The sequence below is a fragment of the Arcticibacter sp. MXS-1 genome, assembly GCF_041902385.1.
Taxonomy (GTDB): domain Bacteria; phylum Bacteroidota; class Bacteroidia; order Sphingobacteriales; family Sphingobacteriaceae; genus Arcticibacter.
Window position 1 is genome coordinate 3189764 of sequence record NZ_CP169244.1, and the last position, 20264, is coordinate 3210027.

At 48.6% G+C, this 20264-nt stretch carries 14 protein-coding genes and 3 pseudogenes; 7 read left to right on the forward strand and 10 right to left on the reverse strand.

All coding sequences use genetic code 11. From position 1 onward, the window contains the following. Positions 1 to 3 precede the first annotated feature (3 nt). Positions 4 to 579, reverse strand: a complete 576-nt coding sequence (locus ACES2C_RS13785) for an RNA polymerase sigma factor (protein ID WP_374163666.1) — start codon at positions 577 to 579, stop codon at positions 4 to 6. Positions 580 to 674: 95 nt separating this feature from the next. Between ACES2C_RS13785 and ACES2C_RS13790 the strand changes: the two genes are divergently transcribed. The 6 genes from ACES2C_RS13790 (at position 675) to ACES2C_RS13815 (ending at position 9534) form a co-directional block, all read left to right on the forward strand. After that, positions 675 to 1835, forward strand: coding sequence for a FecR family protein (locus tag ACES2C_RS13790; protein ID WP_374163667.1), 1161 nt, complete (start codon positions 675 to 677; stop codon positions 1833 to 1835). A gap of 180 nt (positions 1836 to 2015) precedes the next feature. Further along, a complete protein-coding gene (locus ACES2C_RS13795) occupies positions 2016 to 5030 on the forward strand; it encodes a TonB-dependent receptor (RefSeq protein ID WP_374163668.1) in 3015 nt (1004 codons plus the stop codon). A gap of 14 nt (positions 5031 to 5044) precedes the next feature. Continuing rightward, on the forward strand, positions 5045 to 5257 hold the full coding sequence (locus tag ACES2C_RS13800; RefSeq protein ID WP_374163669.1) for a hypothetical protein: 213 nt from the start codon (positions 5045 to 5047) through the stop codon (positions 5255 to 5257). 11 nt (positions 5258 to 5268) lie between these two features. Continuing rightward, positions 5269 to 6948 carry a RagB/SusD family nutrient uptake outer membrane protein gene (locus ACES2C_RS13805; protein ID WP_374163670.1) on the forward strand — a complete coding sequence of 560 codons (1680 nt, stop codon included), beginning with the start codon at positions 5269 to 5271 and terminating at the stop codon, positions 6946 to 6948. Positions 6949 to 7013: 65 nt separating this feature from the next. Continuing rightward, complete coding sequence (locus ACES2C_RS13810; protein WP_374163671.1) at positions 7014 to 9017, forward strand: FAD-dependent oxidoreductase; 2004 nt, start codon at positions 7014 to 7016, stop codon at positions 9015 to 9017. A 244-nt stretch (positions 9018 to 9261) separates the two neighbouring features. Further along, positions 9262 to 9534 carry a hypothetical protein gene (locus ACES2C_RS13815; RefSeq protein ID WP_374163672.1) on the forward strand — a complete coding sequence of 91 codons (273 nt, stop codon included), beginning with the start codon at positions 9262 to 9264 and terminating at the stop codon, positions 9532 to 9534. A gap of 213 nt (positions 9535 to 9747) precedes the next feature. On the opposite strand, the gene ACES2C_RS13820 is transcribed toward ACES2C_RS13815, so the two are convergent. The 8 genes and pseudogenes from ACES2C_RS13820 to ACES2C_RS13855 all read right to left on the reverse strand — a co-directional run bounded on the left by ACES2C_RS13820 (position 9748) and on the right by ACES2C_RS13855 (position 17670). Beyond that, positions 9748 to 10236 carry a helix-turn-helix domain-containing protein gene (locus ACES2C_RS13820; protein ID WP_374163673.1) on the reverse strand — a complete coding sequence of 163 codons (489 nt, stop codon included), beginning with the start codon at positions 10234 to 10236 and terminating at the stop codon, positions 9748 to 9750. A 5-nt stretch (positions 10237 to 10241) separates the two neighbouring features. Continuing rightward, on the reverse strand, positions 10242 to 10661 hold the full coding sequence (locus ACES2C_RS13825; RefSeq protein WP_374163674.1) for a hypothetical protein: 420 nt from the start codon (positions 10659 to 10661) through the stop codon (positions 10242 to 10244). 53 nt (positions 10662 to 10714) lie between these two features. Then, positions 10715 to 11125 carry an SDR family oxidoreductase gene (locus ACES2C_RS13830; protein WP_374163675.1) on the reverse strand — a complete coding sequence of 137 codons (411 nt, stop codon included), beginning with the start codon at positions 11123 to 11125 and terminating at the stop codon, positions 10715 to 10717. Further along, positions 11122 to 11454, reverse strand: a complete 333-nt coding sequence (locus tag ACES2C_RS13835) for an SDR family oxidoreductase (RefSeq protein ID WP_374163676.1) — start codon at positions 11452 to 11454, stop codon at positions 11122 to 11124. The genes ACES2C_RS13830 and ACES2C_RS13835 overlap by 4 nt, the downstream gene beginning before the upstream one ends. 180 nt (positions 11455 to 11634) lie before the next feature. Beyond that, on the reverse strand, positions 11635 to 12774 hold the full coding sequence (locus tag ACES2C_RS13840) for an efflux RND transporter periplasmic adaptor subunit (protein ID WP_374163677.1): 1140 nt from the start codon (positions 12772 to 12774) through the stop codon (positions 11635 to 11637). Continuing rightward, positions 12775 to 14084 (reverse strand): annotated as a pseudogene (locus tag ACES2C_RS13845) (TolC family protein). Positions 14085 to 14114: 30 nt separating this feature from the next. After that, positions 14115 to 17155, reverse strand: a pseudogene (locus ACES2C_RS13850) (efflux RND transporter permease subunit); the annotation flags it as partial. A gap of 125 nt (positions 17156 to 17280) precedes the next feature. Further along, positions 17281 to 17670, reverse strand: a complete 390-nt coding sequence (locus ACES2C_RS13855) for a hypothetical protein (RefSeq protein ID WP_374163678.1) — start codon at positions 17668 to 17670, stop codon at positions 17281 to 17283. 607 nt (positions 17671 to 18277) lie between these two features. Here ACES2C_RS13855 and ACES2C_RS13860 point away from each other — a divergent pair. Then, positions 18278 to 19147, forward strand: a complete 870-nt coding sequence (locus tag ACES2C_RS13860; RefSeq protein WP_374163679.1) for a glycoside hydrolase family 43 protein — start codon at positions 18278 to 18280, stop codon at positions 19145 to 19147. On the opposite strand, the pseudogene ACES2C_RS13865 reads toward ACES2C_RS13860, so the two are convergent. Continuing rightward, positions 19147 to 20259, reverse strand: a pseudogene (locus ACES2C_RS13865) (TolC family protein); the annotation flags it as partial. The gene ACES2C_RS13860 and the pseudogene ACES2C_RS13865 sit on opposite strands and share 1 nt — an antisense overlap. Positions 20260 to 20264: the final 5 nt, after the last annotated feature.

The following is a 20264-nucleotide window of genomic DNA, read 5'->3' on the forward strand; positions in this document are numbered from 1 at the left end:
TTTCTACCGTAGGCTGAGCAAAATCGCGACAAGAACTATTTCTCCCCTCGACAGGCGAAGGTGTTTCAGTGCATGAGTAATCTGGTTTTCAACTGTTCTCTTCGTTATTCCCAGTTTCAGGGCAATCTCTTCATTTGACAGTTGCTCAAGCCTGCTCATGAGGAAAATCCTCCTGCAGGCCGCAGGCAGACTTGCAAGGCATTTTTTTAGATTGTATTCCAGGTCTTCGTAATCCAGCTTATCTTCTGCTGCACTTTTTATTGTAAGCAGACTCTCGTATTCCTCCACCGGCTCTGAGCGGATACCTTTGGCTGCACTGAGGTGCTTGAATACGTGATACTTCGTGGTGATGTAAATGTAGCCATTGAAATTTTCAATTTTCAGGTGCTTCCGCCGCTGCCATAGGGCGACAAAAGCGTCGTGGACGATCTGCTCAGCCAGTTCCCTGTCTTTGAGAAAATGGAAAGCCGAACTATAAAGCTTTTTCCAGTGTCGGGCGTACAAAACAGCGAACGCTCTTGTATTATCGGAAACTACTTCCTCCCATAGGGCTGTATCTGACACATTAGTGCGGTTCATAACTGGCTTATATAAAAATATAGAATGTAAGAAAAAAAACAAACAGAAGTGTGTGTGCCGAAAGGAAAAAGTACTCTTTAGTAGAAAAGGGCATCATGCGAACTGACCAATACCAGCGGATATATGAAAAGTACCTTTCCGGCAAGGCAAGCCCCGAAGAGGAGAGGATGCTTTTAGAATATCGATCGGAAGAATTTAAGCCCTATGCGGAGTCTGAAGAAGAAAGTACACCGGCAGAGAAAGAGATACGCAGAAGGGTATTTCAACAGATACGCGGAACAATTGAAAAGAAACGCAGTAGGGTTGTCAGAATACGTGTGCTCTATATTGCCGCCGCTACTCTCACAATGGTATTTCTTTCTGCTGGTCTTCTTTATTTTAATTTTACCAGCCAATCACCCAGGGAACATGCGCGCCCACTGTTATCGGTTTCAAAAACTTTGTCCGTTAAGCCGGGAGGGAATGCAGCCATTCTGACCTTATCAAACGGATCTGTGATTCAAATAGACAAGGCAGAGAATGGCCTTCTGGCATCTGAAGGTAAGACGCTTGTGAAGAAAACAGCTGATGGGCATCTGGTTTATGAAGCTGGAGGTACTGAAAATGACGGCGCTGCTCTCGTGCTGAATACAATTTCGATACCCAGGGCCGGGCAGTACAGCCTTCGGCTTCCAGACGGTACGTTGGTGTGGCTTAACTCAGAAACAGTGCTTGTTTTTCCATCTGCTTTCACATCTAAAGAGAGAAAGGTGCAGCTAAAAGGCGAGGGGTATTTCGAAGTGGCGAAGGACGCGTCGAGGCCATTCATAGTGGAAACTGAAGAGGCGAGCGTAGAGGTACTCGGCACTCACTTTAATGTTCGTGCTTACCCCACCGATAATGCTGTTTTCGCCACACTTCTTGAGGGTAGGGTGAAAGTGGATAATAGTCGCGAGAGTCGGCTATTATCGCCGGGGGAGCAGGGAATAGCCTCTTCATCGGATAGCAGGATCAGCGTCAGTGCAGTCCGCGTAAACGATGCAGTTGCATGGAAGAACGGCCTGTTTGTTTTTAGGGATAATACAGTCAGGGAAATAATGGAGCAGGTCGCCAGATGGTACAATGTGGACGTTGAATACCGGGGCGATGTCGCCCGTAAGACATTTGGAGGCGTGTATTCCAAAAACAAGGACCTCGATCAGCTTCTTACGAGCATGGAATTAACGAAACTGGTTCACTTTAAAAGAGAAGGAAGGAGGATTATTGTTATGCCGTAGAACACTACCAGAATAAAAATAGCCCGATATGTTCGCTGCATATCAGGCTCTTATAACGTAAGCATTTAATCATCGCAGCTAACGATAATTATAAATTAAACCTACATTCAAATGTATAAAAAAAATACTGCATTCAGGTGCGGGAGGATATGCTACACCCCTGTTAAAATCCTGATCATTATGAAATTAAGCATCTTCCTTCTCTTTCTCGCGATTATTCAGGTAAGAGCTTCCTCTTTTGCTCAGAAGATTACAGTGCAGGTGAAGAATAAAGCGTTCGAAGACTTCATCATGGATATTCAGCAGCAAAGCGGGTATGACTTTATCTACAGCGCCGATCTTATCCGGGAAGCGAAACCAGTCACTCTCAGCTGCAAAAATGTCGGAATTGAAGATGTTCTGCAAAAGAGCATTTTAAATCAGCCCTTCACCTATCTTATCCGCAATAAGACGGTTACCCTGATTGAAAAGCCAAGGATCGAACCAGGCAGCCTTCAGGCTCAGGTAAGCGGAATCGTGATGGATGAAGGCAGGCAACCCTTGCCGGGAGTCACAGTAAGGGTGAAAAACAGTACGGTAACGACAGTCACAGATGTTGGCGGTAACTTTAGGATAAGAGCCGCTGCTGACGCGGTCCTGATATTCCGCTTTATTGGGTTTCAGGACCAGGAAATTGCGGTAGGCGGCAGGACCACTATTCAAGTCAGTATGAAACCCGACGTTAAAGGTCTTAATGAAGTAGTGGTAGTAGGCTATGGAACACAGAAGAAGGTGAATCTTACGGGCGCAGTAAGTACAGTTTCGGGCTCAGAGCTCGCGGTGCGGCCTGCCGGCCAGACCTCTGCAGCATTACAGGGGGCAGCACCGGGAGTTACCGTTACTCAGCGTTCAGGGCGGCCGGGAGGGGAGAACAACTCCATCCGGATCAGAGGGGTCGGAACAATTTCTAATGCTTCGCCGCTGGTGATGATCGACGGAGTTGAAGGTTCGATCGATAATATTGATCCAAACCTGATCGAGTCCGTTTCGATCTTGAAGGATGCGGCATCTTCGTCTATTTACGGTTCCCGGGCCGCAAATGGCGTGGTACTCGTTACCACAAAACGCGGCAGCGGTGATAAGATCTCTTTGAGCTATAACAATTATGTGGGCTGGCAGAAAGAGACGAATATGCCCGATATCGTGAATGCGCTTGACCACATGCTGCTATTAAATGAAGCATATGTGAATGCTGGCAGCTCTCCCCTGTATGCCGACACGCTCATCGAGTCGTTCAGGAAACAAAACGGAAAGTCCTCTGACCGCTATCCTAACACCGACTGGCAAAAAGCAAGCCTCACCGGCTCTGGCTTGCAGCAAAGCCATTTTCTCACTATCAACGGCGGCACTTCCAAAGTGCATACTCTTGCATCTTTCGGTTACTTAGACCAGGCGGGGATCATCGAAAACGCAAATTTCAGACGTTATACGATCCGCACGAATACAGACATCGTCTTTTCTGACAAGCTGAACGCAAGAATCGACCTTCAGTATGTGAATGCCATTACCACCGAACCGGCAGCTGGCTCAGGTGAAATCTTTCAATGGATTAACGGAATGCCTGCCAACCAGATTGCAGTAAACGAAAATGGCACCTGGGGTGTCGGGTGGAATGGCTCGAATCCCGTGTCGGCCTCGAAGGATGGTGGAACCAACAGGACCAAAGGCCCTTTTGGTAGTATCAATGCCGTGCTTAACTACAAGCCTTTTAAATGGCTGAATGCTGAGGTAGCTTATGCCCCCAAATACGCAGAGTCACTAACTAAAAATTTCAGAAAGGCTGTGCAGTCCTATTTTCCGAACGGTTCTCCAAGTTTCCTGACACCGCAACGATCAACACTAACGCAAGGCAGTACTCAGTCCGTTTATAACAACATGAGGGCGACCCTCACCGGCAGCCACAGTGTCGGCCATCACGCATTTAAACTTCTGCTCGGCATGTCAAGGGAAGATTTTTCGACGGAGTATATCAGTGGTTACAGAGATACGTATGTCCTCCCTGACTACCCGGTGCTCGATGCTGGCTCCGCAGCTAATCAGGTTGCTTCCGGCAGCGGGGAGGAGTGGGCGTTGCAATCTTTCTTCGGCAGGCTAAACTATAATTTTAAGGAAAAGTATCTGCTGGAGCTGAACGCCCGTTATGACGGTTCATCCCGCTTTCTGAAAGATAATCGTTACGGTTTTTTCCCTTCTGCATCGCTCGGCTGGCGTGTGTCGGAAGAAAACTTTATGGCGGGGCTGAAGGAGGTTGTTTCTAATGCAAAGATCAGGGCGTCCTGGGGTAGCTTGGGCAACCAGCTTATTGGCACTTATCCTTTTGTATCTTCCGTCAATCTTGGCTCTTACACATTTAATGGAACTATCATTAACACGGGCTATCTCAGTACACTGGCTAATAAAGCAATCGCCTGGGAATCAACAGAGGAGAAGAATGTAGGGCTTGACCTTACTTTGTTTTCTAAAGTCGAGCTTACCGCTGACGTTTATCACCGGCGAACTAAGGACATTTTGCTTGATCTCGATATTCCTTTGATCATTGGCCTTGGCCGGCCGCGTCAAAACGCCGGTATTGTTGAAAATAAGGGATGGGAGCTGAGGCTTGCGTACTCGGGCAGAGCCAAAGATCTGCAATACAGAATCAGCTTTAATCTTTCCGATGTAAAGAATGAAGTGGTGGATATGAGAGGTAAAAATCAAACCGGCCTGCTTGTTCATCGCGAAGGTTATCCGGCTCAGTCCATCTACGGCTATCAGGCAGAGGGCTTTTTTCAGAGCGACGAGGAAGTTGCCGCGCATGCTACTCAGTTTGGAACGGTAAAGGCAGGTGACATTCGCTACAAGGATCAGAACGGTGATAAAATTATAAACGAATCTGACAAGATAATCATCGGAAGTACCATTCCCCGCTACACGTTCGGCTCCAATATCAGCGCTTCTCTCAAAGGCTTTGACCTGAATGTGCAGATTCAAGGGGTTGGAAAGGCTGATGGCTACCTGTATGGACCTGGAATCATGCCTTTCAACGTAGGGGGCGCTTTGGGGGTACCATCCGTGAGGACAATAAAGACAGATGGACCCCGGAAAACAGGGATGCTACCTTCCCCAGACTGGCCTTTGGTGCAACGAATAACGAACAGGCTTCCAGCTTCTGGCTGAAAGATGCCTCCTATGTGAGGCTTAAAAACCTTCAGATCGGCTATACCCTTCCCGCGGCGGTTGCATCGAAAATTAAGGTAAAGAGACTGAGGCTGTTTGCGAACGGCAGCAATCTCTTCTCTATCGATGATTTTTGGAGTGGATACGATGTAGAGGCACCAGTTGGGCAGGGGAATTACTATCCTCAGGTTAAGGTGTACAGTGTTGGATTGGAGGCAAACTTTTAAAAAGATCAACAATGAAGAAGTTACTATATTACTGGTTTCCCCTCTTGATTTCGGTGCTGGCCTTGCCTGCATGCGATAACTATCTTGATCGTCAGCCTCTTTCAGGCCCTTCTGACGAAACCTATTTTGCCAACCAGGAAGAACTGGTGCTGGCTGTGAACGGTATTTATGCCGCAGACAACTACACTGTACTGGATAACATGCCTTTAAATGTCTGCGTCGATAATGGCACTGACATAGGCTGGGACCGCAATAACAGCCCGCTCCAGAGCCTGGGTAAGGGGAACCACGACAGTAATAATGGTTTTGCCTTGTCGGTATGGACGAACGCCTACATCGTCATCGGACGATGCAATAATGTACTTGATAATGCGCCGAAGGTAAAGGAAAAGACCACACCAGCCATTTACAATCGCTCAATTGCAGAGGCGCGGTTCATGAGGGCGCGCACTTATCAATACCTCATCGATTATTTTGGCGGCGTACCGCTCGTTACGCAGTCCCTTAATCTTACTAATTCTCAGCTGGGCAGGAATTCAAAAGAGGAGGTGCTCGACTTCATTCTTGCGGAACTGGATGCGGCAGCAGCAGACCTTCCCCTTAGCTATTCAGGAAACGATGTCGGCAGAGCAACGAAGGGCGCTGCACTCGCAATAAAAGCCAGGGCAGCTCTGTATGGAGAAAAGTGGGATATTGCGGCCGAAGCGGCAAGAAGTGTCATGGCGCTGAATGTCTACGCCTTGCACAACGACTTCAGGGCATTGTTCTCTTATGCGGGGGAAAATTCAAGGGAGATCATATTTGCGCTGCAGTTTTTGAAGGCTTCCAGGACGCGTACTCATTCAATGCCCGGCAACCTCCTGTCCCGGAATGCCCAGGGCTTCTCGAACAAAGTCCCCAGCCAGTCGCTTGTCGACTCCTATCAATGTACCGACGGCCTCGATATTGACCAATCACCCTTGTACGATCCGGCCCGTCCTTTTCAGAACCGAGATCCCCGGCTTGGTTACACCATCGCTGTTCCAGGGTCGGTCTACTTTAATTATCAGTTCGAAACGCACCGCGACAGTGTAAAATGCTGGAATTATAACACGACGCCCGCAACTCGGGTAGATAACCAGGATGCACTGAACGCTTTTGCAACGTTTACAGGTTACTGCTGGAGAAAATATATCGATCTTCAGGATAAGGAAGACCGTTCAAATTCGGAACTGAATATCACCCAGATCCGTTATGCTGAGGTATTGCTCATCTACGCTGAAGCCATGATCGAAGCAAATAAGATTGACCAGAGCGTGTATGAGGCGATCAATCAGATAAGACAGCGCCCGGGGGTCAATATGCCCGCCATTAGCTCGGGCAAAACTCAGGCAGAAATGCGCTCGATCGTTCGTAAAGAGCGTCTGCATGAACTCGCCATGGAGGGCTTTCGCCTTTCCGACATCAGGCGCTGGAAGATCGCGGAGCAGGTAATGAACGGACCTTTTTACGGAAGAGTACAAAGAGGTTTGCTTACCTCCGCTCCAGCTATTGACGAAAATGGTAGTCCGGATTACAGTGCCGTGCCGAATAAAGATCAGTTACGCGTGATTGAAGTCCGGAAGTTTAACGCCGCGAGGGATTACCTCTGGCCGATACCGAATGTGGAAACAGTCACTATTCCCGGCCTCGTTCAGAATCCAAACTATTGAAAGTAGTAAGACGGGACGGTCACGCATCAGGTTGTCCGTCCCGTTAACCATTAAGAATGATATTTATGAAATTAATTACCATCAGAAAAGCCATTTTGTTGTTGGCAGCTATCCTTGTCTGTCAGGCTTCATATTCACGGGCAGCACTTCCGGACTATGATGTTTGCGTGTACGGCGGAACTTCTGCAGGGGTCATTGCTGCTTACACTGCCGCGAAATATGGGAAAAAAGTGGTATTGGTAGAACCAGGAAGCCATCTTGGTGGTATGAGTTCCGGGGGGCTTGGATATACCGATATTGGTAATAAATATGTGGTTACCGGGCTTGCCCGTGATTTCTATCGCCGCATCGGCCGGCACTATGGCAAGTTTGAACAATGGATTTTCGAACCCAAGGTAGCAGAAGCAATATTTCGCGATTATGTAAAAAGGGGAGGCTTCAGAGTACTTTTTAATCACCGCCTCAAAGCGGTAGACAAACAGGCCGGCGTCGTTCGCATGGTCAAGCTCGAGAATGCAGCAGGCACCAGGAGCCTTCCTGCGGCTGAGGTCAAGGCAAAGATCTTTATTGACTGCAGCTACGAGGGCGACCTGATGGCAGCTGCAGGGGTTTCTTACACAGTTGGCCGCGAACCGAACAGCCAGTATCAGGAGACCTACAACGGAGTCCAGCTGATGGATGGCCATCAAATGCCCGATGGTGTGGATCCTTATGTTACTCCCGGGAAGCCGGAGAGCGGACTCCTCTGGGGGATACGTCCGGGCAGCTTGCAGCCGGAAGGAAGCGGCGACCGAAAAGTGCAGGCTTATAATTACAGGATCTGTCTTACCAATCGGCCTTCGAACCGAATTCCAATAGGCAGGCCCGAGAACTACGATCGGTCAAAGTACCAGCTTTTGCTCCGGCTTATGGAGCGAAAGCCATGGAAAAGTCTCAGCGACGGATTCATTATAAGCAGCATGCCCGAGGCCAAGACTGATATCAACAACAGAGGAGGGTTTTCGACTGATATGATTGGCGAGAACTGGAAGTATCCGGAAGCGGGTTATGCAGAGCGGGCGAGGATTATTAAAGCGCACACCGATTATACCAAAGGCCTTTTATACTTCATCGGAAACGATCCTGCAGTACCCGCCCATATTAGAAAAGAGATGCAGCAGTGGGGATATCCTAAAGACGAGTATACGAACAACGGACATTGGTCGCCGCAGTTGTATGTCAGGGAGGCACGGCGGATGGTGGGCGAGCTGGTGATGACCCAGCATCATTGTCAGAGGAAAGAAGTAGTAGCTGATGGAGTAGGGATGGCGGCGTACACGATGGATTCTCATAATTGTGACCGCCTGGTTGTAAACGGCTTTGTGAAGAATGAGGGTAATGTCGAAATCGGAGGTTTTGGCCCTTACCCCGTCTCCTATAGGTCAATTGTCCCGAAGGAGCGCGAAGTAACTAATCTGTTTGTTCCCGTCTGTCTCTCTGCCTCGCACATCGCTTATGGCTCAATAAGGATGGAACCTGTCTTTATGGTATTATCTCAGGCCGCAGCTGTCGCCGCTTGTGACGCAATTGATAAGGGCATCAGTGTGCAAAAGGTCGACGTTACCTATGTCAACGCTCTTCTGAAAGAGAACCCTTTGGGTGACGGCAGCACACCGGAGATCCTGGTCGACAACCGCGATACCGATAATGTAAAGCTCTCAGGAGAGTGGAAAGCAATCTCTCATGGAGGATACGGCCCCGACTTCCTGACTACCGATAAAGAGGCATCAACCGGCAAGGCGGAGTTTAGTACATCGATTGCCAAAGGAGGATCGTATTCGATTTACTCATATATTCCAAAGCTGCCCGGCCTGGCTGAGGAAATATCTCTGGTCATATCCGACGGGAGATCTGAGCGGGAAATAAGGATCCGTACAACAGAGCTCGAAGTACAGGGACAGACATCAGGGGAGTGGGTTAAGCTTGGTGACTTCCAGTTTGGCACTGGGAGCAAAGTGTCCGTCTCTCTTATTGCATCAGGAGGAAAAACGGTTGCTGACGCAGTGCTGTTTGTTCCGCAAGAGAACTAATCACCTTCATCTCCTGACCATAGGAGAACGACAGAGCGTTGGGCGTCATCATTTGCTGTGTGGCTTTTTGTTGAGCTCCTTACGCAAAAGGCCCGGGGACGCGCCGTTCCCCGGGCTTTTTACAACTATTTCTCATTATTGTTTGTCAAATTTAAGCTTCTAACTGTCAGGTTGTTTTTAATTGTTTGATCTGTTTTTTATCAGCGGCGGCCCTTGGGTGTGATTATTGTGGCGGGGAATTGCTATGAGTGAAGCTAGAGCCCCTTTTGAAATAACTTATCAATCAGGCAGTAGCCGGTATTCCTTTCTTGTCTCGCCTCTTTCGCAGAAGGGAAAAGAAAACTCCGATTTTCTCATTCAAATTGAAGGGGAAGCTGTAGGGATTTTGAGCAAGAACTCTGTAAACGCCTGGTTTTGGAAAGAAGGAGGCCTTTCAGTTCCTGCCAGCTTCGGCATCGATAACCAGATGAGTATTGCCGATGAACTGGGCGAGCTTATAGAACGGAACTTTCATTAGCATACTTTGACAAAGCGGTGCCCGTAGATCTCTTGCCGGTCTTCCCGTAAAGCCGGTTTTATGTTGCCCTTCTTTTATTCCAACTGGCTTGTACGGCTCCCGCTGATTTGTAACGGGTAAAATGGGTTTTTTGAGTGTTTCATTTGGCCTCATTCTTCAATAACAAGGCGTCAGGAGAACTTAGAACGGTTTTTAAGCGGGACTTTATTATCGTTAATCTGACGCCACCCTTCGCCTGAATTCTGCAGGAGATAAGTTTGTCTTCTGCTTGAATAATTTGTTGAAGGACTGCGGATGCTCAAAACCGAAGCGGTAAGCTATCTCGGCGGTAGTGAGCCTTGTCTGATTAAGCAATATCTTCGCTTTTTCTATCAGCATCAGGTGGATATGCTGTTGTGTGCTTTTTCCCGTTAGCGATCGGAGCATGTCCGAAAGATAGCGTTGCGACAGGTTTAAATGAGCGGCTATTTCCTGCAGAGAGGGGAGGCCGGTAAGTAAGTTGTCTCCCTGGTCCAATCTTTCAATCAGATATTCGTTCATCTGGCCGATCAAGTGATGATTTGCCGCTTTTCTGGTTAGAAACTGCCTGTTGTAAAATCGATTACTATGACTGAGCAAAAGTTCAAGCTGCGATACCAGCACGTCCTGACTAAATTGATCGATATTGTTTGTTAGCTCTGTAGCGATCGCCTTAAAAATCATTGAAATCACTCCTTTTTCCTTTTCTGACAGGAACAGAGCTTCAGCGACTGCATAGCAAAAAAGCCGTAGCGGTGAATGGTCTGCGACAAGGAGTGTCGCTGAAGCAGCTCGGAATGGAAAAACAGGGCATAGCCTGTGTGGTCCTCTGGGGCACCGGACATCATCACAGTCTGACGCGGTGCTAAGAAGGCCAGTCCTCCGTTTTTGAAGTCATATTGCCCAGGGCCATACTGTACGCTGCCGCTGAAACTCTCCTTAAACGATATCTTATAAAAGCCAAGGTCAAACCACTTGCCGGCATCAGCCATACTCATCCGCTCTTCATCGTAATTGACAAGCATGATCAGCGGATGCAAAGGTGCCGGCAGACCTAGCCTTAGCATTAGATCCGTGATGTTATCAAAGCTTAACGTTTCGCTGTTCATCTGCTTCATGACCATTCACTCTTCTAAGATAGTAACTACAGCAAAAGATTCGATCAGTTTTGTGCGGTTGGCCGGATAATGATGTCGCCCACATCGACATTGTCTGGTTGGTCAATAGCATAAGCGACCGCCTCTGCTATTGCCCTGGGTGGTATGGCGATCTGGTCTGCCTTTTGCTGAATAGCGGTTCTGATACTCTCGTTTTTGATGTTACTAACAAATTCTGAACTTACTAAGCCTGGCGAAATGCCTGTCACGCGCCAGCGACCTTCTGATTCCTGTCGCAGCGCTTCGCTGATCGTGCGTATAGCATTTTTGGTTCTCGCATAGACGCCCATTGCAGGAACAATACTGATTCCTGCTGTCGACATCATATTAACGAAATGGCCTGAGCCTTGCTCTTTGATTATTGGCAGGGCCGCCGCGATGCCGTAAAGCGTCCCTTTAATGTTGACGTCGATCATCTGTTCCCAGCGTCAACGTCCGTCTCTTCCATAGGATACAACTGACTGATACCGGCGTTGTTGATCATTACATCTAGGCTGCCATATTTTTCGACCGCCAGGGCGGTCAGTTTCATCAAATCGGTTCGTTTTGTAACGTCCATTTGCATGGAGATTGCTTCGCCTGCATTCTCCCTGATCCGCTCTGCTATAACGTCCAAACGATCCGTCCTTCTCGCCCCAAGTACAACCCTGGCACCTCTTGAAGCCAGCAGTTCTGCAATCGCTTCTCCAATACCACTGCTCGCACCCGTGATTACCACTGTTTTACCTTCGATTCCTTTTTTCATATCTGTTACTATTGATACGGCAAAGTTCTGAACTGTCCGGCGAGCCGATGTAGTCGAAATAGTTGAATTTGTTGCCGAAATGGTAACAGGGGGTGCAATGTTAGAATTAGCTCGCCCGAGTTCGTTTTTTTATACAGCACCCGCATACGGCTAGATACCCGGGGCGGTATGTTGCTGTGTTCATTCTTCTTCTCCTGTGTTCTTCATTTTCATCAGAATAGAATAAGCATTGCTGGTAACAATGGGCTTGCCTTTAATGCTCTCTGTCGTCATTATTTCTGTATAGCCTCGCTCTGTTTTGCCGCTTTTGATCTCCACCTGTCTGAAACTATTCTTTGCTTCAGCCACAAAGATATACTCCTTTTCACCGTATCTTACCACTGCATCATCAGGTACAGCCATTACTGCCCTTTTAACGCTTTCAATTTCAGCTTGCAGGAACATGCCTGGAATCAGCCCTGCTGTTTTGCCCTTGAAATGGCAGTGGACGGTTGTGCTTCTGTCTTCATCAAGGTCTTTTCCCGACAGGATCACTTCTGCCGTGTACAGCCTTGATGTATCTGAGGTGGGATGGGCGGTGACCGTCATGCCCGGCTTTACGCTGTTTAGGTCTTTCTCGAAAACGGTTAGTGCAAGGTGCAGATCGTCCGTATTTACCAGTTCAAGTAGCACGTCGGTCGGGTTTACATACTTGCCTGCATTTGCATTTACCTTTACGACAAATCCATTAATTGGCGAATGAATCGCAATAGAACGACTGATGCTGTTCACGGTGAGCCGGGCCGGATTAACTCCGAGCATGAGAAGCTTCTCGGCGAGTGCCTTCAACGCAATTTGCTGAGTGACGTACTCACTTTGTGCCTGCTGAAAGGTCTTGTCGCTGCTCGTTTTGCTGGCGTTAAGAACTTTTTGCCGGCGGTAGTCTTCCGAGAGGGCCGAAAGCTTCGCTTTTGCAACCAGATAGTCCTGTTGCAGCTGAATGAAGGATTGGTCTTCGATCACCGCCAGCGTCTGTCCCCTTGATATTTTCATCCCGGGCAGCATGCGTGTGTACTTAAAGTATCCGCCTAGCGGAAAACTAACGGAGACGACGTTCTGGGGTGGCACGTCCACTACACCATTAACAACTACACTCTCACTCATTTCTCTTGTTTCTGCTCTGCCCGTTTGTATGCCTGCATTTTTTATTTGTGCATTTGAAAGGACTACAAGTCCGGGTACCGCCTGTTCTACTTCCTTGCTGTTTCCTGATTTCCTTTCTGTGCAGGAAAACAAAATCATGCCTAAAAGCACTGTATATGTGTATTTCAATGTTTTCATCTAATTTTTACTTTGGTAAGAGTGAATGTCGATAGCCAGCGAGTTCCAGTCGCTCAGCACATTTAAATATTCGGCTCGGATAGTAATTGCCTGGTTAATCAGGGTTAGCCACTCCAGGTAGCCAATGTTGCCGGAGGCAAACTGCTGGGAAGCTCTCTGGCTCAGAAGATCGGCATGTTTTAATGCTGTCTGCTCGTAGTAGTCGAGCAGGGCCTTGTTTTTCTGGTAGCTTAGTGATAATTGCCTCAAAGCAGTGCTTTGTTTCAGCCATGCGTCTTCGTACTCTTTTTTCTTATCTGGTAGTTGATGGCTCCTGCCTTTACCGCGGAATTCAGGGGTCGCAGAAACAAGGGTACATTGATCCCCAACAGTACAGAACTGAAACGGTGCCCACTGTCGTAATAAACCTCTGTTCCTCCGAGGTTCTGGAAGCCTGAGATCGACTGGTTGTTATACCCAAGCGTGAGCGACGGCAGCCATTTTGATTTTTGGAGAAGGTGTTCCGCGAGTGCCAAATCCTGTTGTTGCTTCAGCCACTTCAGCGAAGGCACGTTTTCAGCTCGAAGCTCTTGGGGCGGCCCAGACATATCAATCCTGGCCGGACCTTCCTCGGGGACATATTCTGAACGGCAGTTCAACAGTTGTCCGAACCTCAGTCGTGCTATTTCTATGTCAGCCAACAGAGCTTCGAGCTGGCTGGCTATCTGCATCCGCTGTGATTCTACCGAAGTCTTTTCAAGCACATTGATATCGCCAACTCTGAAGCGTTCTTCTTGTTTCTTGTACAGGACGCTGTAAAGCGAGTCGGACTTGACAAGGATTTTCTTCCTTTCGTACATCACCCGAAGCTGATAAAAGGCAGCGGTCACCTCTTTCCTGAGCTCAAACTCGTCTACTGATTCTTTTAGCCTGCTGCTTTCGGTTCCGGCCAGGAGAAGTTTTTTCTGACGCGCATAGACAACAGGGAAGGCGACCTGCTGGCTCAGTGAAACGCGGTTGTCGTTAAGTGCGCTGTTTATTTTACCGTACTCTCCCGAAACAACAGCTGGCGGAATATCCCAGGCAGTACCTTCAAGGGTTCTCGAATAACTCGTTCGGAGTACAGCGGCCTGAAGCTTCGGACTGTTCTTTATCGCCGAGTCGAGTGCTGCCGCAAGGGAGATCCTTTGCTGGGCTTGAGTGGCAGCCGTGCAGGTCAGCATGGTCATCACGACTAGAAAGCTCCTATTTCGGAGGAGGGCCAAGCCTCTCTGCTGCAAAGGCCTCACTTTTTTCGATTCAAACAAAAGATAAAGTACCGGAAGCAGCATCAGAGTAAGTGCGGTAGCTGTGATTAGTCCGCCGATGACAACAGTAGCAAGCGGGCGCTGAACTTCAGCTCCGGCCCCGGTGCTCAGGGCCATCGGCAGAAAGCCCAGTGAGGCGACTGAAGCAGTCATCAGGACAGGGCGCAGCCGCGTGCGCGTGCCGCGGAGTATTCTCACCATGATATCGTCTACTCCCGACCGCTTAAGCTGGTTGAATTCGGAGATGAGCACTATTCCGTTGAGAACGGCGACGCCGAACAGGGCAATAAAGCCTACTCCAGCCGAAATACTGAACGACATGCCACGGGTCCACAAAGCGAAGATGCCGCCAATGGCTGATAGAGGGATCGCTGAGAACACCATCAATCCCTGTTTTAAAGAGCCAAAAGCAAAGTTCAGCAAGACAAGGATCAGCAAAAGGGAGACCGGGACCGCTAAAGAGAGCCTTTTTTTGCCGCTCTGAGATTTTCGAAGTCGCCTCCATAAGTAATATAATAACCAGGAGATAGCTTCAACTTTGCGGAAACCTTATTTTGGAGTTCTCCTACTATCGATTCAACGTCTCTTCCCCTCACATTAAACCCAACGGTTATTCGGCGTTGTGCATTTTCGCGTTGTATTTGATTTGGACCAACTTTAATAGCAACGTCGGCGACAAGCCTTAGCGGAATTTGCATCCCGTTGATGCGGGTGATTAGCAGGTCCTGCACATCGCTCACATTCTGCCGCTGCGTGCTATCGAGGCGGACCACCAGGTCGAACCGACGCTCGTTTTCGAAGACTTGTCCTGTAATGGCGCCTGCAAATGCTGACTGCACCGTTCGATTTACCTCCGCTATAGAAAGACCATATTGAGCGAGCGCAGACCGGTTATAGTTGATTACGATCTGAGGCAGTCCGGTAACAGATTCAACATACAGATCTTCGGCTCCTTCTACCGTGCGGACAACCCGACCGAGCCGCTCGGCGTACGCCGACAGCGTGTCGATATTCTCCCCGAAGATTTTGCAGACCACGTCCTGCCTTCCCCCGGTCATCAGTTCATTGAAGCGCATCTGCACTGGGAACTGAAATCCTGCGGTAACTCCCGGAACACTGGCCAGCGCATTGCTCATCTTGCCTGCCAGTTCGTCGAAGGAATGAGCGGAGGTCCATTCTTTCTTCGGTTTCAAGATCACCATCATATCGGAGGCTTCAATTGGCATCGGGTCCGTCGGGATCTCTCCGCTTCCTATCTTCGTTACCACTTTCTCCACTTCAGGGAATTTATCAAGCAGGATATTTGCGCACTGCTGGGTTGTTTTAATGGTCGTGGTCAGAGAGCTCCCTGTGAGCACCCGCGTGTCAACTGCAAAATCTCCCTCCTCTAACTTTGGGATAAATTCTCCGCCCATATGAAGCAGGATCACTACGCTGATCATAAACGTTGCCAGCGAAACGGCGATCACCGTCTTTGGAGTGGTCAAGACCAGTAGCAGCGTTTTTCGGTACGCCCTTTCCATTTTATGCATCATCCTGTCGGAGATTGACTTTTTACGGGAAATCTTCCTGCTGAGAAAGAGGGAGGTCATCATCGGAATGTAGGTGAGCGATAGCAAGAAGGCGCCGAGGATGGCGAACGCAACCGTTTCTGCCATCGGGCGAAACATCTTGCCCTCGATACCCGAAAGAGAGAGGATAGGCAGGTAAACGATCAGGATAATAACCTGTCCAAAGACTGCTGCATTCATCATTTTAGAGGCTGATTTTCCCACCTCTGTGTCCATTTGCTGCTGATCGAGAAGCGTTGCTTCTGTGAATTTTTTGCTTACGCGCAACCGGTGCATCGCCGCCTCCACAATGATGACAGCGCCATCAACAATCAGCCCAAAATCGAGCGCACCCAGGCTCATGAGGTTGCCGCTGACGCCGAACAGGTTCATCATGATGATGGCGAAGAGCATTGATAATGGGATCACCGAAGCGACCAGCAAGCCCGCCCGGAGATTCCCGAGGAAGAGTACCAGGATGAAAATAACGATCAGGGCGCCCTCCATCAGGTTCTTTTCCACGGTGCCGATGGCGTTGTTCACCATTTTTGTACGGTCAAGGAAGGGCTCTATCTGCACCCCCTGAGGCAAAGTCTTTTCAATCTCGGCAATCTTTTTCTTGACCGCTTTGATAACTGCTGATGAGTTTCCATTTTTTAGCATCATCACTACCGCACCGGCCACTTCCCCCTGATCGTTATAGCAAACTGCTCCATAACGAATCGCTGAGCCAAGCTTCACCGACGCTACGTCTTTAATGGTTACCGGAGTGCCGTTAGGAAGAGTTTTTATCATGATCTGAGCGATGTCGCCTACTGACGATACCAATCCCTCGCTCCGGATAAAAAGAGCGGTAGGTCCGCGTTCAATATAGGCTCCTCCAGTATTTTGGTTGTTGCGCTCGAGTGCTGAAAAAACATCGGCTATGCTAAGATTATAGGAGCTGAGCCGGGCTGTGTTTACCGCTATTTCATATTGCTTCAGGCGGCCGCCGAAACTACTTACGTCAGCGACGCCTTCCGTGCCGAGCAGCTGTCGCCGCACTATCCAGTCCTGTATTGTTCGCAGTTCCATAGGACCGTACTTAGATTCATAACCAGGCTTCGGTTTTACAACGTACTGAAAGATTTCTCCAAGCCCGGTTGTTACCGGCCCCATGGCCGGCGTGCCCAATGAAGAGGGAATCTGCGACTGCACCTCTATCAGCCGTTCACTCACTTGCTGCCTCGCCCAGTACACGTCTGTCTCATCGCTGAATACGATCGTGACGATCGATAAACCAAACCGGGAGAATGACCGCTGTTCAATAATTCCCGGTATGTTACGGGTCGACTGTTCGATAGGAAAGGTGATAAGCCGCTCAATGTCAGCAGCTCCGAGTGAGGGCGAGGACGTTATGACGAGGACCTGATTATTTGTGATATCGGGAACCGCATCGATAGGGAGCTTGCCTACATTGTAGATTCCTGTTCCTATGAGGATCAGGATCAGCATCCCTATAATTAACTTGTTCTTTATAGAAAATCTAATAATTCCGTTAAGCATAGTTTTAATTTTGGGGCTGGCACTCACCAAAAAATATCCTACTTTAGAGCAGGCGGAAGTACCAGCCGACAATTCGACAAATAAGGATACCCATTCCCTTTGTGAGGGAATAGCAGTAAAAGAACTTAGCTGTACTGCGGAGGCTGCCAGACGGATTTAGCCACGCCCCGGATCTCTTTTTCCGAAAAGTCAGGACGAACGCGATAGAGGTCGAACTCTGCTGCTCTGATCGATATATAGCTGTTCTGCGGAATTACGGCTGAGGAGACAGAAAGGACTTGTATAGTTGTATTTGATTTGAAAGGAAGCCGCATATCTTCCATATAGTCTTTATCCTTGACGAACTTGCTGAAATAATGAAGCTTAATAAAAGCGATAACTGAAATATCAGGCTTTTCTGATTTATGATCGAAGTAGTGCGTAATCAGAATCGGGAATTTTATAAGCTGGCCTAACTCCGTTTGGGTGACCAGAAGAGTGCTTAATAAAAGTATTGCGATCACGCGATTCAGCATTGATAGTTTTCAATGATTAAAATGATGTCGCTAAAATAGTTAAAAAACACGTTTTTTACTACCAGAGAGGATTTGTTCCCGTGCTGTTTCTGTATCGGGATACTTGTGTGGCGCAATTGGTTGTCGGACGTTTGACTATTACCTGTCGCGACAACCGCGACCGAAACGTGGCAAAACCAGCCGCTCCGGCGTAAACGACTTCTGCTTGCCTTCAGATATAGCAATGGTGATTATTTCATTGAGATCGCACTAAGGTCTTGCCTGAATAAAAAATAAATGTAATCTTCACATTTAAGACAATGTCTAATCTTTGTCTCAAATGGCCAATCCAAAATGATAGACTGAGATACAATATAGCCGGTTTTTTCTTAACTACTCCGGTGTTTATACTCATGGGTTTACCCTTTTTGTTCGCACTTTTTTACCGATAGGAACTGAAATTTTTTATTTAAGCATTCTGAAGATGACTCCTTGCCAATTTTTGCTACTTAGATTTGATTTGCAGACCAGCCACTTTTCAAAAATCAATGAAGCTGCCCCGCAAAAAAATAAACCTGTCCGGACAGAATGGCAAACTCTTTCTTTAATAAAGAAAGAATCCCACCATTTGCGGCTTACACTCTTTGCTGTTCTTGTCGTTGTTTTTACCGGAAGATCACTCGCCCAGGGCTATAAATCAGGCCCCGCTGACAAGGACTTCGCAGGCTACCTATTTACCTACTTTAAAGGAAATGCCGTTGAAGATGAGGCGGTCTGTTACGCCATCAGCACAGACGGCTACCATTACCGCGCCCTGAATAATAACAGGCCCGTTATTGACTCAAAAGTGATCAGCAGTACGGGCGGCGTGCGCGACCCCCATATCCTTCGGGGGGAAGACGGGCGATCATTTTACATGGTCCTTACCGACATGACTTCCTCTAAAGGATGGGATTCTAACCGCGCCATGGTGCTGCTGAAGTCAGACGATCTGCTGAACTGGAAGCACACGGTTATTAACATCCAGCAACGGTTTAAAGGGCACGACGATTTGAAACGCGTATGGGCACCGCAGACGATATTCGACCCTGCCGTGGGGAAATACATGGTCTACTGGTCCATGAAACACGGCAATGGACCTGATATCATTTACTATGCATACGCCAACGGCGACTTTACCGATCTGGAAGCTGATCCAAAAGTTCTGTTCCGCCCGCAGAATGGCAAGTCATGTATTGATGGGGACATTATTAATAAGAACGGCTTGTTCTATCTTTTTTATAAGACCGAAGGCCACGGCAACGGAATAAAGCTGGCCCTTACCGATTCGCTTACTTCAGGAAAATGGATTGAACAGCCCGGATATAAGCAGCAAACCCGGGACGCAGTTGAAGGCTCAGGGGTTTTTAAACTAAACCGCTCTGATAAGTATATCCTGATGCGCAAGGCCTCTTCAGCCTGTGTTACGGCAGTTTGCTGCTGTTCGATTTTATATTGAGCATCGCTTAGCGCCCGTGCCGCCGCGTTCAGGTCCGCTTTTCCCTGATCGATCCCGCTTTGCAGCTGAAGCATGAGCTTGTCTTTTTCAAGCTTATGCTGAGCCACCTCATGACGGCTTCTGGTTCCATTAAAAATGTTCCAGGAAAGCTGTATGCCCGCCAGGTAGGAGTCCGCGTAGTCGCCCGCTAATTTTTTATCGTTCAGCTGCAATGAACCAAAGGCGTTTAACCTCGGGAGATAGGCGGACCTTGTCGCCGCTATCAGGTGGTCGGTGGCCTCAATTGCTTTCGTCAGGGCGAGGTAATCGGACCTGTCTGCGGATATTTCCAGCCTTTGAGCACTGCTACCGCGCAGCTCCTGATCCAAAAGATCTGGAATGTACACGACGCCAGGCTGCCTGTTCATGAGGATGCTGAGGCGATCCGACGCGTTCCTGACGGCGCTCCCCGCGTATTCAACAGCACTTCGAGCCTCAGCTACTTTTACTCCTACATTCAGAAGGTCCGACCTCTGCAGGAGGCCTTGCTTCACCCTGTCGTTAGTGAACTTATAGATGCCATTTACCGTGTTGAGCGCTTCTGCCGCCACATCCCTCATCCTGCATGCAAACTGCAGGTCATAATAAGCGCTTTTGGCCTGGAACTTCAGATACTGGCCGGCCCTTTTCTTTTTCAGCGTTTGCGCTTCCGTTTCTGTCTTGGCGGCTTTGCGCATGTGCAGCATGTCGGCGTTCAGCAGCGGCTGCTTTACCTCCAGTCTGGCCGAAAAGTCGTTTATTACCTCGGGATCGTTTAGCAGGACGGGGTTGAAGTCGTTCTGGGTAATGATTTTTTGCTGCAGCTTGAATCCAAAGGCGTTGAGCGGGTTGTTTGTGCTTAAGGCGGCATAAGATACGGCGACCTGTGGAAGGAAAGCCGCACTTGTCTGCCTGTACTTTTCCAGCGCGATCGCCTGGTCAAGTCCCGCCTCGCGGAAAGCCTGGTTGCGCTCCAGCGTGGCCGCAACGGCTTCTTCTATACCTAGTCGCACTGCCTTTTCCTGGGCCATCGTTCCTTCGTTCACGAACACCACGAACGTCAGTAGGATAACGGATGCAATTCTTTTTGTCATGTTAC